The organism is Sporosarcina sp. (assembly GCF_029257255.1).
Lineage (GTDB): Bacteria > Bacillota > Bacilli > Bacillales_A > Planococcaceae > Sporosarcina.
The window spans coordinates 1-14,026 of record NZ_JARICI010000056.1 but is presented as its reverse complement, the minus strand read 5'-3'; the positions used below and the strand labels follow the sequence as shown (position 1 = coordinate 14,026).

At 42.8% G+C, this 14,026-nt stretch carries 13 protein-coding genes and 1 other annotated feature; of the genes, 1 reads left to right on the top strand and 12 read right to left on the bottom strand.

Features of this window, described 5'->3' with window-relative positions; genetic code table 11:
* Nucleotides 1-863 (bottom strand): class I tRNA ligase family protein (locus tag Q1J64_RS11855; protein ID WP_301109275.1); only part of this gene is annotated, 863 nt, incomplete at its 3' end.
* Nucleotides 864-1,048: 185 nt separating this feature from the next.
* Nucleotides 1,049-1,267 (bottom strand) — a binding site (T-box leader).
* A gap of 82 nt (nucleotides 1,268-1,349) precedes the next feature.
* On the opposite strand from Q1J64_RS11855, the gene Q1J64_RS16810 reads away from it, so the two are divergent.
* Nucleotides 1,350-1,541, top strand: a complete 192-nt coding sequence (locus tag Q1J64_RS16810; protein WP_301109274.1) for a YszA family small membrane protein — start codon at nucleotides 1,350-1,352, stop codon at nucleotides 1,539-1,541.
* On the opposite strand, the gene Q1J64_RS11845 is transcribed toward Q1J64_RS16810, so the two are convergent.
* The 11 genes from Q1J64_RS11845 to Q1J64_RS11795 form a co-directional block, all read right to left on the bottom strand.
* A complete protein-coding gene (locus Q1J64_RS11845; RefSeq protein ID WP_301109273.1) occupies nucleotides 1,485-2,111 on the bottom strand; it encodes a hypothetical protein in 627 nt (208 codons plus the stop codon). The two genes, Q1J64_RS16810 and Q1J64_RS11845, sit on opposite strands and share 57 nt — an antisense overlap.
* A 727-nt stretch (nucleotides 2,112-2,838) precedes the next feature.
* Nucleotides 2,839-4,131, bottom strand: a complete 1,293-nt coding sequence (gene hemL, locus Q1J64_RS11840; protein WP_301109272.1) for a glutamate-1-semialdehyde 2,1-aminomutase — start codon at nucleotides 4,129-4,131, stop codon at nucleotides 2,839-2,841.
* A complete protein-coding gene (gene hemB / locus Q1J64_RS11835) occupies nucleotides 4,132-5,112 on the bottom strand; it encodes a porphobilinogen synthase (RefSeq protein WP_301109271.1) in 981 nt (326 codons plus the stop codon).
* On the bottom strand, nucleotides 5,109-5,873 hold the full coding sequence (locus Q1J64_RS11830; protein WP_301109270.1) for a uroporphyrinogen-III synthase: 765 nt from the start codon (nucleotides 5,871-5,873) through the stop codon (nucleotides 5,109-5,111). Before Q1J64_RS11830 ends, hemB begins: the two co-directional genes overlap by 4 nt.
* Nucleotides 5,866-6,795 (bottom strand): hydroxymethylbilane synthase, encoded by a 930-nt coding sequence (gene hemC / locus Q1J64_RS11825; RefSeq protein WP_301109269.1) that lies wholly within the window; start codon nucleotides 6,793-6,795, stop codon nucleotides 5,866-5,868. Before hemC ends, Q1J64_RS11830 begins: the two co-directional genes overlap by 8 nt.
* A gap of 15 nt (nucleotides 6,796-6,810) precedes the next feature.
* A complete protein-coding gene (gene ccsA / locus Q1J64_RS11820) occupies nucleotides 6,811-7,641 on the bottom strand; it encodes a cytochrome c biogenesis protein CcsA (protein WP_301109268.1) in 831 nt (276 codons plus the stop codon).
* A gap of 202 nt (nucleotides 7,642-7,843) precedes the next feature.
* Nucleotides 7,844-9,220, bottom strand: a complete 1,377-nt coding sequence (gene hemA, locus Q1J64_RS11815; protein ID WP_301109267.1) for a glutamyl-tRNA reductase — start codon at nucleotides 9,218-9,220, stop codon at nucleotides 7,844-7,846.
* 127 nt (nucleotides 9,221-9,347) lie between these two features.
* Nucleotides 9,348-9,929 carry a ribosome biogenesis GTP-binding protein YihA/YsxC gene (yihA, locus tag Q1J64_RS11810; protein ID WP_301109266.1) on the bottom strand — a complete coding sequence of 194 codons (582 nt, stop codon included), beginning with the start codon at nucleotides 9,927-9,929 and terminating at the stop codon, nucleotides 9,348-9,350.
* The gene (gene lon / locus Q1J64_RS11805) at nucleotides 9,926-12,232 is read right to left on the bottom strand and encodes an endopeptidase La (RefSeq protein WP_483315954.1); all 2,307 of its coding nucleotides are present in this window, start codon (nucleotides 12,230-12,232) and stop codon (nucleotides 9,926-9,928) included. The genes yihA and lon overlap by 4 nt, the downstream gene beginning before the upstream one ends.
* Before the next feature lie 134 nt (nucleotides 12,233-12,366).
* On the bottom strand, nucleotides 12,367-13,635 hold the full coding sequence (gene clpX, locus Q1J64_RS11800; RefSeq protein WP_301109264.1) for an ATP-dependent protease ATP-binding subunit ClpX: 1,269 nt from the start codon (nucleotides 13,633-13,635) through the stop codon (nucleotides 12,367-12,369).
* Between the two features lie 192 nt (nucleotides 13,636-13,827).
* Nucleotides 13,828-13,959, bottom strand: a complete 132-nt coding sequence (locus tag Q1J64_RS11795) for a hypothetical protein (protein WP_301109263.1) — start codon at nucleotides 13,957-13,959, stop codon at nucleotides 13,828-13,830.
* Between the last annotated feature and the right edge of the window lie 67 nt (nucleotides 13,960-14,026).

Genomic DNA, 14,026 nt, shown 5'->3' with positions numbered 1-14,026 from the left:
ACTTCAAAGTCATTCGGATCATGAGCAGGAGTAATTTTCACTGCACCACTTCCAAAATCCATTTCAACGTAATCATCCGCGACAATAGGGATTTCACGATCAACAATCGGTAGTTTAACCATTTTGCCAATTAAATGCTGATATCGTTCATCGTCAGGGTGAACCGCAACGGCAGTATCACCGAGCATTGTTTCTGGACGTGTTGTCGCAATCTCGATATGCCCCGTGCCATCCGTCAATGGATAGCGCATATGATAGAATGCACCCTGCACATCTTTATGGATAACCTCGATATCAGATAAAGCGGTCTTCGTCGCAGGATCCCAGTTAATGATGTATTCTCCGCGGTAGATCAAATCTTTTTTATACAGTTTAACGAATACTTCACGTACCGCTTTAGATAGACCTTCGTCAAGTGTAAAACGTTCTTGAGAATAATCCAGCGCCAATCCAAGTTTCGCCCATTGCTCACGGATATGATCAGCATATTCTTCTTTCCATTTCCACGTCTCTTCAACGAACTTTTCACGGCCCAAATCATAGCGCGTTTTGCCTTCAGCACGCAGCTTTTCTTCGACTTTCGCCTGGGTAGCAATCCCTGCGTGGTCCATACCTGGAAGCCACAATGCATCATAGCCTTGCATACGCTTCATTCGAATAAGCATATCCTGTAACGTAGTGTCCCACGCGTGACCTAAATGAAGTCTACCGGTCACGTTCGGCGGTGGAATTACAATCGTGTACGGTTCTTTCTTGCTTTTTACATCGGATTCAAAGTATTTTCCTTTCAGCCACCAATCATAGCGGCCGTTTTCGACTGCCTGTGGATCATATTTTGTCGGCATTGTTAATTCATCTGTCATTTCAAGTTCCTCCTTTATTCTTTCAAGCGCGCCTTGGCGTGATTGCGTCTGGATTTTGAACTGTGCATGCACAGTTCACTCCTTTCAAAATTCATGACATCCGCCGGAGGCTTTATCTGAATTCAGCAGTAATTTTCTGTTGAACTCAGATAAAAGTGGATACAAAAAAGCCCCAATCATCCTGTAAAAAGGACGAAGGAGCTCGTGGTACCACCTTTATTTATGAACGCTTAAAAAGCATACATCTTCATGGATCGTAACGGTTTTCACCGGTCTCTGCTACTCTTTGTTCACAGAAACTGCTCACAGGCGACGTTCCATCTGCAGTTTCCAGGTACGTCCCACCAATCGTACCCTCTCTATAGAAAACTCATCACATGTACTGACCTATTCAACGCATAGATATATTCTAATCACCCATTATTATAGGCGATGAACGCTGAACACGTCAAGCGTAACTTAATAAAACAGGAAAGGATGGTGTACGTGCGCAGAAGCTATAATCCATACTTGCTTCCGCCTTGGCTGAGGAAAACGAGATTTTATTGCCGGAACTGTATCATTCCGTTGACAGTCTTCCAATTAATCCGGCTTCTGATTGTGCCGACAACTGGCGACTTTTTATTGTTTTGCCTCCTCGCCTGTCTCTCGTTCTGCTTCTACAAAAACATTATTTGAATGGAAGATCTTTCTCGTTACATCGTCGTCAAGCGCAGCGATGTACAGGAGAAAGTCTTCCATTTCTTTTTGTCCCTGCTCCACTGCCTGATCGGCATTCGCCAGGAACTCTAAATGGGATGTCGACTCCACTGCAACTTCCTGCACCACAGCGACCGGTTCTTCTTCTTTAGCAATCGGTTCGCTCTGCAGCTGTACTGTCCATTCTACAAGTAAGCCGCCATCTTCAAGTTGAGAAGATTGTACTTCGGCAATTTTTAAATCCACTGTACTTACTGTTTCTGAAGGCAAATCTACATTTAGCGGCACTGCATACTCAAAATACCCCTTGCCGTTTTCTACTTCCACATCATCAATAAGTAAGCGGTCTTCTGCAGAATTCTCGATCAGCTTGTCTGAATCAAAGACAACATTGGCAGCAATATGATAAATTCCTTGCAGCCGGATTGCTTCTTCCGTCCGTTCTTCCGTATAGCCCGGTGTCACTTTTAGCTCCGCAGCTTCCGAAAGAGCTCCATATTCAGCAGGAAAATAAAAGGTTTCCGATACTGTCCATTCATGTGCAGTCAATATGCTTCACTCCTTTTCTTAACTCAGGCTATTATATGAAGTTGCTGCGATTTTTAGAAGAAATCTTTTTAAGGTCTGCATCAATATTTGTTTTCAACAATTTGTCACATACGCATTTCCAAACCTCCGCTGCAGTTTAGACTCGCTTCGGCGCTGGGGGATTGCCTTCCGCAGTTGCGCCTTCACTGGCTTGGAAAATATATAACATGCCGCTATTTTGCAGGGTGTGTATTTAGTTGGTATGGTTTCGCTGCGCTACACAACCATGCAAGCACATTAGCCACAAGAATCTAAGCCTTTACAGAATGCTAAGTACTGCTTGAAATACATCTTCTTATAAGTATCAAATATCATGCTAATACTACCTTCTCACAAAAAAAGTATTGAAAATCTAGCCAGTGTACCGGAGTGGAAGGCGGCGACTCCGGGAGGATCAGCCCGACAGGTAAGACAACTTGCGGGAGCGAAGCGACCAAGTTGGCTTACCGCGGGCCCTCTGGAACGCGTCCGCCTGGAACGCAGGAAAACGGTATCTATCCTCTTACCTGCTCTTTCTGCTACAAAGAAAATCTTCCTTGATTCGCACACAGCAGAGCGTCAAATCTCAAACTGCTCATGAAATAGACTGTTAAGCACACACGTTTTTATGAAGATACTTTTTTAATTAGAAAAACGCCAGACCGAACATCTAATATAAAATCAGATGACCGCCTGGCGTTATAAAAAATTATTTTTTTAATTTAGCAAATACACGATGGAACGCTTCTACGGTTTTCGCAATATGCTCTTCTGTATGTGCTGCAGATAAGAACATACCTTCAAATTGTGATGGTGGTAAGAAAATACCTTCTTCTGCCATCAAACGATAGTATTCTGCAAACAATTCCAAATCAGAAGTTTTGGCCTGCTCATAATTATAAACGCGTTCATTCGTAAAGAAGAACCCGATCATCGAGCCTGCACGGTTTACTGTATGCGGAATATTGTTAGCTGTAGCCGCTTCACGGAACCCTTTTTCCAGCTGATCGCCAAGCTCAACAAAGCGCTTGTACGATTCAGGAGTTAATTTCTTCAAGGTCTCGATACCCGCCGTCATTGCAAGCGGATTTCCGGACAATGTACCTGCTTGATACACTGTACCAGCTGGTGCCATATGCTCCATGATTTCGCGCTTTCCACCATACGCACCGACCGGCAGACCTCCGCCGATCACTTTACCGAGACATGTCAGATCAGGTGTTACGCCGAAGTAACCTTGTGCACAATTATAGCCAACACGGAATCCAGTCATTACTTCATCAAAGATTAACAGTGTTCCGTTTGCTTTTGTTATCTCACGCAATGCCTCCAGGAAACCTGGTTCAGGCGGCACGACCCCCATATTACCGGCAACTGGTTCTACAATTACGCCCGCTAAATCATGACCAAACTCTTCAAATGCCGCTTTGACACTATCCAAGTCATTGTACGGTACAGTAATTGTATTAGCCGCAATCGACTCAGGCACACCCGGACTGTCAGGCAAACCAAGTGTTGCGACACCAGATCCTGCTTTAATCAGCAAGGAATCAGCATGTCCATGATAGCAGCCTTCAAATTTCAAAATTTTATTGCGGCCTGTATAGCCTCTTGCCAAGCGAAGAGCACTCATCGTTGCTTCTGTTCCAGAAGAGACCATGCGAATCATTTCAACCGACGGTACGCGGTCGATCACAAGTTCAGCCAATTCATTTTCAACTAAAGTCGATGTTCCAAAGCTCGTCCCAGTTTCAGCCACACGCTGAATCGCTGCAACGACATCTGGGTCTGTATGACCTAAAATGAGAGGACCCCAAGACAGTACATAGTCAATATATTCATTGCCGTCAATATCCTTAATGATCGCACCTTTTCCGCTTTCCATGTAAATCGGATCCATATTAACAGATTTAAATGCACGCACCGGAGAGTTTACTCCACCCGGCATTAAATTTACGGCTTTTTTGAATGCTTGTTCAGATTTCGAATAATTTCGTCCCAATTAATTCTCCTCCAACCAGCGAGCAGCGTCTTTTGCATGATAAGTCATAATAATATCTGCGCCTGCACGCTTCATACTTGTTAATGTTTCTAACACGATTTTCTTCTCATCTACCCAGCCGTTAAGCGCTGCCGCTTTGACCATCGCATACTCCCCGCTGACGTTGTACGCCACTACAGGCAACAGCACATGATTTTTCACATCGCGAATAATGTCCAAATAAGACAGCGCCGGTTTAACGATTAAGAAATCTGCACCTTCTAAAATATCGGATTCAGCTTCACGCATTGCTTCCATGCGGTTTGCAGGATCCATCTGATACGTCTTGCGATCACCAAACTGCGGTGTGGATTGAGCTGCATCACGGAACGGTCCGTAATAAGCAGATGCATATTTTACGGCATAAGACATGATCGGAATGTTTTGGAATCCAGCGTCGTCAAGAGCCTGACGAATAACTGCTACAAAGCCATCCATCATATTAGACGGGGCGATAATATCTGCACCGGCTTTCGCCTGGCTGACTGCAGTCTTCGCAAGCAATACCAAGCTTGCATCATTATCGACGTCTCCATCCTTAATGACGCCACAATGCCCGTGATCTGTATACTCACACAAACAAGTATCTGCAACAACAACGAGGTTAGGATGACGTTCTTTCACCGCACGTGTCGCACGCTGAATAATTCCATTATCGTCATATGCTTCAGATCCGCACTCATCCTTTTCGGAAGGAATACCGAATAAAATAATGGAAGAAATACCGAGTTCTACAACTTCATCTGTTTCTTTTAGCAGCATATCGATGGAAAACTGATCGACTCCCGGCATGGAAGCAATCGGATTTCGGACATTTTCGCCTTCCGTAATGAATATAGGATAAATGAAGTCTGCTGCTTTAATTGAGGTTTCTCTTACCATTGCGCGCACAGTTGGATTCGTGCGAAGTCTACGGTGTCTTTTAAATTCAATCGGATTCATTTGAAACCTTCCTTTCGTTTGGCTAGTGCATGCACCAGCTCGACTAATGTATACGTTTCGGGAATTACGTGAACAAGTGCTCCAGCTTTCAGTAAGGCTCTCTCGGTAACATGCCCGATCGCACAAACGGTAAAGCCGTTCCATGTCGTTCTCGGTACGATCCGCGAAGCAAATACTTCTACAGCGGAAGGACTTGCGAACAGCACAGAAACCTGTTCTTTCTGTGTAATTTGTTTAATCAATTTATCAATGGAACTTACAGCACTTTTCGTTTCATACACTGTCCATTCTGAAACATGAAACGGCAGCTCTTCACGTATCAAACTGCCTGCGAGCGAACCTTTTAAAAACAATACGTGCAATTGCTCGGATTCTTTCGGCTTAAATTGTTTCACAAAAACATCAGCGCTGAAGACACTCGGAATGAATGACACTTCAAACCCCAGCTGATCTAATGCGGCAGCTGTCCTCGTTCCAACAGCGGCGACTTTGCCTGCATACTTCTCAGAAGTGATGCGATAGCGCAGCATTTTAGAGCGGAATGAAGCAACCGCACTCTGACTCGTAAAAATCAGCCAGTCTGCTTTCAATGCTTCAATCAGACGATTCTTATCATCCCTCTGTTTTACTTCTTCCACTTCAATGAGTGGAATGGAAACCGGAGTGCCGCCATACTTCTTTACCAGTTCAGCAGCTTCCGGAGATTTAGGAGTTCCGGTAAAGATCACCGTTTCTTCATATAATGGTAACGCGTTACGCATCCATTTCCGCCTTCACTTTCTCGATCACTTCGGAAGCACCTTGATCACGTAAAAGCTTCGTTACATCTTTACCTACTGTAACAGGATCCATTCCCTTCACAGTTTCACGGAAGACTTGAATCGCATCAGGTGAAGCAATAAAACCTGTCAGTTCTACTTCTTTACCGTCATAGGTCGCAAATCCCGCGATAGGAACTTGACAAGACCCGTCCATTTCAGAAAGGAATGTACGTTCAGCCTGCAATTCGATCCAAGTTTTTTGATCTGTCAGTTTCGACAATTCATTCAATAATTCGGCGTCGTCTTCACGACATTCGACTGCTAAAGCACCTTGGCCGACAGCCGGAATGCAATCATCCAGCGCAAGATATTCTGTTACGATATCGTCATCCCAGCCCATACGCTTGAGACCTGCAGCAGCCAGAATAATCGCGTCATATTCACCGTCACGCAGTTTGCGAAGTCGTGTATCAATATTTCCGCGGATCCATTTGATTTCAAGATCAGGACGAAGCATCAGCAACTGAGAACTGCGGCGCAAGCTTGAGGTTCCGACAATTGCTCCAATTGGCAAGTCCATAAAACGAACGTGATCATTTGCGATATATGCATCACGTGGATCTACACGTTCAGGAATGCAGCCTACTGTTAAACCGTCGGGAATAACTGCGGGCATATCTTTCATGCTATGTACCGCAAAGTCGATTTCTTTATTAAAAAGTGCTTGCTGAATTTCTTTTACAAATAGGCCTTTTCCGCCTACTTTCGACAGCATAACATCAAGAATCTGATCGCCTTTTGTAACGATTTCTTTAATTTCAAATTCGAATGGCGCACCGGATTGTTTAAGTTGTTCAATAAACCATTTTGTTTGTGTTAATGCTAAATTACTTCTGCGGGAACCTACAATAATTTTTCTCAAAATACTCTTCCTTCCTTATATCCATAGATGAAATTGAGACAGCGTACTGCCTAAAAAGAAATTCACAACTGTAAAGAGAAATGCAAAAATCGACATCCAGGCAAACTCCAACGACTGCAGTTTCCCTTTATAATGAAAATAAATTACACCGGTATAAAACAGCAACACGGCAAATGAACCCATAATTTTCACATCAAAGATCGACCAGTCTGTTAGAGCGACATACGCCCACTGCACACCGAAGATCAAGCTGACAAACAAGATTGGGATGCCTGTATAAATCGACATCTTCATTCCCATCATTGTCTGATGAAGATTCGGCAAACTGGAAAATTGCTTCGTAAACTTCTTCTTTTTCAGCACTTTGTAAACGATTAAATACAATACACCGAAAACAAACGCCAGAGCAAATACCGCATATGAGAGAATCGCTGTAGTAATGTGAATAAATAAAACTTCAGATACTAGGGAATCACCGACTGTTGAGGCTGTGTATTTTAGATTGGAAAACACATGAATCATTAAGAACACAAAACCAATAATATTCATAAAAAAGACCATAAAATTTACTTTGTAAATCAGTTGGAACACAATCGACAACGTCACCAGTAGCCATACGTAAAAATAAATTCCTTCAACGAGCGACAAGACAGGAAACCGTTTCATTTCGACAATGTACAATGTCAAGATTGCGGTTTGTGTCACCCATACCGCAACAATTAGCCAGAATGCAATGCGCTGCACAGCCTTCTGCTTTTTGAAGTAGTCAATTAAGTAAAAGACAAGACCAAGGGCATACAGTACAATCATAAATTCCTGAAGTCTTGCCATTGTCAAATCCACCATATGCTATTCTCTGCCTTTCAAACAAAACCTCTCAATTGCCTCAGCCGGAATCACTTCTATATTGTCTCAAAAGAAAGGGCCCAACTGCAAATAATTGCAATCGACGTTATTCTACAATCAACACGAACGGCTATCCGCCTACATACAAAAAAGGGGCCTGTATCGTTCTTGTGAAAGAGCAAGATACAGAACCACCAGCGTATTAGTACAAATAATTAAGTTCGGTTGAGTCTATAGATTCTTTTCTCTGTTCTGCACGTTTCTGCAGACGTTCTTTTGCCTGAAATGCCTGCTGTTCTTTTTCTACGACAACCTCATCTGCAATGCCAAAAATTTGTTCGAATAAAGCCAGTTTTTCTGAGGCGTTTTTATCCGTAGACAGTTCTTTTGCCTGTAGAATAGGATCTTTCAGCAATTGATTAATGATCGATTTCGTGTGTTTATTCAACACTTTCTTTTCACGATCAGTTAAATCAGGCATCTTATTTTCAATGCTTGCCATTGTTTCGCTCTGAATTCGACTTGCCTTCTTGCGTAAAGCAGAAATCATTGGAACGACGCCTAAAGTGGAAAGCCACTCTTTAAACAAAACGACTTCCCTTTCAATCATCAGGCCAATTTCATCTGCTGCAAGTTTACGCTCAGCCAAATTCGCTTCAACAATACCTTGCAAGTCATCGATATCATACAAGAACATATTCGGTAAATCACTGATTTTTGGATCCAAATCGCGTGGAACTGCAATGTCCACTAAGAACAGTGGTTTTCCTTTACGCAATTTCTCCACAAGCTGCATCAGTTCGTAATCAATCACATAATCTGTAGACCCTGTAGAGCTGATTAGAATATCTGCTTCAAGCAGGATACATTGTAGTTCCTGCATTGATTTGGCTTCTCCGTCAAATTTCGCTGCCAGTAATTCAGCTTTAGAGAATGTACGGTTAATGACGGTAATCTTACCAACACCGCTTCCCTGTAAGTTTTTTACGGCTAATTCGCCCATTTTACCAGCACCCAAAATCGCAATATGCTTATGCTTCAATGAACCGAAAATCTTCTTCCCAAGTTCAACGGCTGCATATGAAACAGATACGGCATTCTCACCAATCGCAGTTTCAGTGTGCGCTCTTTTTGCAGTAGTGATCGCTTGTTTAAACAATTCATTGAAAATAGTACCAGTAGTGCCGATTTCCTGGGCAGACAAGAAACTGCTGCGGACTTGTCCAAGGATCTGCGTTTCACCTAATACCATGGAGTCGATACCTGCAACTACACGCAATAGATGTTCCACTGCACCGTCTTCTTCATAAATAATTAAATGGCTTGAAAAATCCTCTATTGGAATCGAAAACCAATCGGAGAGGAATTTCTTTATATAATATCGCCCTGTGTGGAGCTGATCGACGACCGCGTAGATTTCTGTACGGTTGCAAGTGGAAATAATGATGTTTTCCAAGATACTTTTTTGCTGCTGCAAAGTTTGCATCGCCTGCGGCAACTCAGCTTCGACGAATGATAGTTTTTCCCTAATTTCGACAGGGGCTGTTCGGTGATTAACACCGACGACAACTGTATGCATTAGGTGCTCACACCTTTCAAATCTTTTCGTAATTTCATTATAGCATACATAGTGATTCTGTCGGATTATCAAATGTGAACATCATTTGACGTCATTTTTTAGCAATTAATAATCCCGCAGTTATACATTACATACGACTTTCGATTTCACGCCAAGCTTCATCTATTCCCATTCCTTTTTCAGATGAAAATAATATTAATGGGTGATGTATTTCCATATTCAGAGTCGTTCTGACAATTTTCTTATGCTTTTCCCATTTACCTTTGGGGATTTTATCTGCTTTCGTCGCCACGACAATTGTCGGTATATTATAATGTGCCAAAAAGTCGTGCATCATACAGTCGTCAGCTGTTGGCGGATGGCGCAGATCCACAATCTGTATGACTGCACGCAACTCTTCGCGGCAGGTAATATATTGTTCGATCATCCCACCCCATGCTTCGCGTTCCGTTTTAGACACTTTCGCATAGCCATACCCGGGCACATCGACGAAAAATAATTGTTCTTCAATTTTGTAGAAGTTCAATGTTTGTGTTTTCCCTGGTTTTGATGATGTGCGTGCCAAGCTTTTACGCCCGATCATTTTATTAATAAAAGATGACTTTCCTACATTGGAACGGCCCGCTAGAGCGAATTCCGGATAACCTTCCGCGGGGTATTGTTCAGGTCTCACCGCACTCATAATCATTTCGACATTATGGACTTTCATTTCGTTTCCTCCAAAGCGATATCGAGTACTTCATGAGCATCCGACACGAGTTTAAATGTTAATTCTTTACGTACGCTTTCTGGTATATCTTCTATATCCCGTTCATTGTCCTGCGGAATGATGATTGTTCTCAAACCAGCACGGTGTGCACTTAGCGTCTTTTCTTTCAGACCGCCAATCGGTAGCACACGACCACGCAATGTTACTTCTCCTGTCATACCGACTTCACGGCGTACAGGACGTTCTGATAAAGCAGAAACAAGAGCCGTAACAATGGTAATTCCTGCAGATGGGCCGTCTTTCGGTGTCGCGCCTTCAGGAACGTGAATATGGATGTCCCATTTTTCGTGGAATTCCGGATCAATACCAAAGTTCACTGCTTTTGACCGTACATAAGACAATGCAGTCTGTGCAGATTCCTTCATGACATCACCTAATTTTCCAGTTAACAGCAATTTACCTTTTCCGATCGACAATGAAACTTCAATCTGCAAAGTGTCACCGCCTACTGTTGTATAAGCTAGTCCTGTAGCCATTCCGACTTGATTGACCGTTTCGGCCTGTCCAAACCGGAAACGCTTTTTGCCAAGTAAAATTTCAAGAGTCTTCGGACTGATCGTCAGACTTTTCTTTTCACCTGAAAGAATCTGGCGTGCAGCTTTTCTACATATACTGGCCACTTCACGCTCCAATGAACGCACACCAGCTTCTCTAGTATAATAGCGAACCAAATCCAATATCGCTTCGTCCTGGAAGCGTACCTTCGATTTCGTCAGACCATGCTCTTTCAATTGCTTCGGAATTAAGTGATTCTTTGCAATCGATTGTTTTTCCTGTTCTGTATAGCCGGGGATTGAGATGATTTCCATACGATCGCGCAGCGGCCCCGGAATCGCTCCCAAATCATTTGACGTAGCGATAAACAATACATCAGACAAATCGTATGACTCTTCAATATAGTGGTCACTAAATGTACTATTCTGCTCAGGATCGAGCACTTCCAGCATAGCAGACGATGGATCCCCTCTGAAGTCGTTTGACATCTTATCAATTTCATCCAACAGAAATACTGGATTAATGGTTCCAGCTTTTTTCATGCTCTGAATAATCCGGCCAGGCATCGCACCAACATATGTCCGGCGATGACCGCGGATTTCCGACTCATCACGAACTCCACCTAGAGACAATCTCACAAATTTACGGCCTAGCGATTCAGCTATAGAACGTGCCAATGAAGTTTTACCAACACCAGGCGGACCGTCGATACACAGAATAGGTCCACGCAACGAGTTAGTCATCTGACGCACCGCCAAAAACTCCAAAATACGCTCTTTTACGTTTTCCAGCCCTTCATGATCACGGTTCAAAATCTCTTCAGATCTCGTAATATCTAAGTGATCTACCGTCGCATTTGTCCAAGGCAAAACGATTAGCCATTCAATATAATTACGGATGATTCCGCTCTCAGCAGATATGGATGGAATCTTTTCAAAACGCTCCAGCTCACGTTCAGCCGTTTCTTTCACATGTTCAGGCATATTCGCTTCAGCAATTTTTTTTCTGAGTTCTGACACTTCGAGCCCTTTGCCGTCTTTATCACCAAGCTCTGTCTGGATTGCTCTCAGCTGCTCACGCAAATAAAATTCTTTCTGGGTGCGTTCCATCGCATCCTTCACTCGCTCGTTAATCTTGCGTTCCAGCTCGATGATTTCTTGTTCATTGTACATACGGCTGATCAGCCATTCCAAACGCTGAGGAATATCGGTCATTTCCAAAACTTCTTGTTTAGCTGACAATTTCAACGGCAAGTTTGAAGCAATCATATCTGCCAATCGTCCAGGTTCATGAATCTCCTCAACCGTCTCTACTGTTTCTTCTGATATCCGCTTGCTGTTTTTAGCATAGCGTTTAAACTGAGTTATAAGCGTTCGCATGAGCGCTTCTATTTCTGCATCTTTATCCTGATCATCCTCATAGCCCTGAACGTTCACCACTGGATACAAGTCAGCTTCCTCATAAGAAGACCAGTGAGCACGTTGAACACCTTCAATTAATACACGGTATGTGCCATTAGGTAATTGAGTCATTGATTTAATGGTTGCAAGCGTTCCCAGAGTGTATAAATCTTCTTTTTCAGGGTTTTCTAAACTTAAATCCTTTTGGGTGGCAAGAAAAACTTGATGATCACTGGCTAAAGCATGTTCGATTGCAAAAACCGAACGCTCTCTACCTACATCGATATGTAACAGCATCGTCGGATAAACGATCACTCCACGAAGTGGCAATAAAGGGATGTTCTTCATTTGAATACTTGGCAATGCAAGCCACCTCCATTAAAATATGTTATATGTATAATCTGTTAATTCTTATGTAAGAAAAAGCCGACTGCCGAGCGTTGTTCACGCGTCGGCACAGCCGGCTCTTTGCCATTTCGGCGTTATGCCGTATTTTTTTCTGAATCAATGTCAAATACGGTACCATCAGCTTTATATAAAATCGGCTTAGCAGTTCCAAGAACCGACTCTTTAGTAATGATGCATTCCTTCACTTCTTCAAGTGACGGCAGCTCATACATCACGTCGAGCATGATATTCTCGATAATCGAACGCAACCCGCGGGCACCCGTTTTACGAGCGATCGCTTCGTTGGCGATTTCAAGCAATGCGTCATCTTCAAAACGAAGTGCCACATCATCAAGTTCAACCATCTTCTGATATTGCTTAACAATCGCATTTTTAGGGACAGTTAAAATCTGATACAGTGTTTCAACGTCTAAGGCATCCAATGTAGCGATAACAGGCAGACGTCCGATGAACTCGGGTATTAAACCGAATTGCTGCAAGTCTTCTGGAATCAAACGGGACAGCAAGCTTTCGTCCTCACTAATTTCCTTGTTCGGATTCGTTCCGAAACCTATGACTTTACGACCGATACGGCGTTTTACGATATCTTCAATACCGTCAAATGCACCGCCTACGACGAATAAGATATTGGTCGTATCAATCTGTAAGAATTCCTGATGCGGATGCTTGCGCCCTCCCTGAGGCGGCACGCTTGCAACAGTTCCTTCCAAGATTTTAAGCAATGCCTGTTGTACACCTTCACCTGACACGTCACGAGTGATCGATGCATTCTCAGATTTACGTGCCACTTTATCGATTTCATCGATGTAAATAATACCTTTTTCTGCTTTTTCAATATCAAAATCAGCAGCCTGAATTAATTTCAAGAGGATATTTTCTACGTCTTCACCGACATATCCAGCTTCAGTTAATGAAGTAGCGTCTGCGATTGCAAATGGAACGTCTAGGATTCTGGCCAGCGTTTGAGCAAGTAAAGTTTTACCGCTACCAGTTGGTCCAATTAATACGATATTAGACTTCGCTAATTCCACATCATCAATTTTACTGCCTGAATTTACACGTTTGTAGTGATTATAAACGGCTACAGCGAGTGATTTCTTTGCGCGATCCTGACCGATGATATATTCATCGAGAATGCTTTGGATCTCTTTTGGCTTTGGAACGTCTTTTAGCTCGAAGCCCTCTTCAAGACCAACTTCCTCTTCCACGATTTCTGCACAAAGTTCAACGCATTCGTCACAAATATAAACACCTTGTCCTGCCACTAATTTACGGACTTGATCTTGTGATTTACCGCAAAAAGAACAGCTCAAGTTATCGTTTTCATCATTAAATTTGAACATTATGCTCACCCCTATTCAAGTGAATATACTACAAGATTACCTTGACTTAATCAACTATTTAGAACTGCAAGGCAAATATGTATTCGCTTATTCCATTAGCTTGTGGAAATGTGCCCGGATTATGCAAACGAGCTTTACTTATGAAAAACAAGGTACGGTAAACCGTACCTTGTATCCGTTGTTATAAATCAATCAGTCAACGATTTTAGCGTTATCTACAAGCAATTGAACCGTCTTGTTGAAACGAAGATCATTTTCAAGTACTGAAGTGCCGCCAAGAGTCGCCTTGATCTGCTCCACTTCCATACCGAATTGTTCTGACATTTTTTATTTCTTTTGCTACAGCTCTTTCTGCTAATAGTTTTCCAACTAATTTAGCTGCTTCTACGTT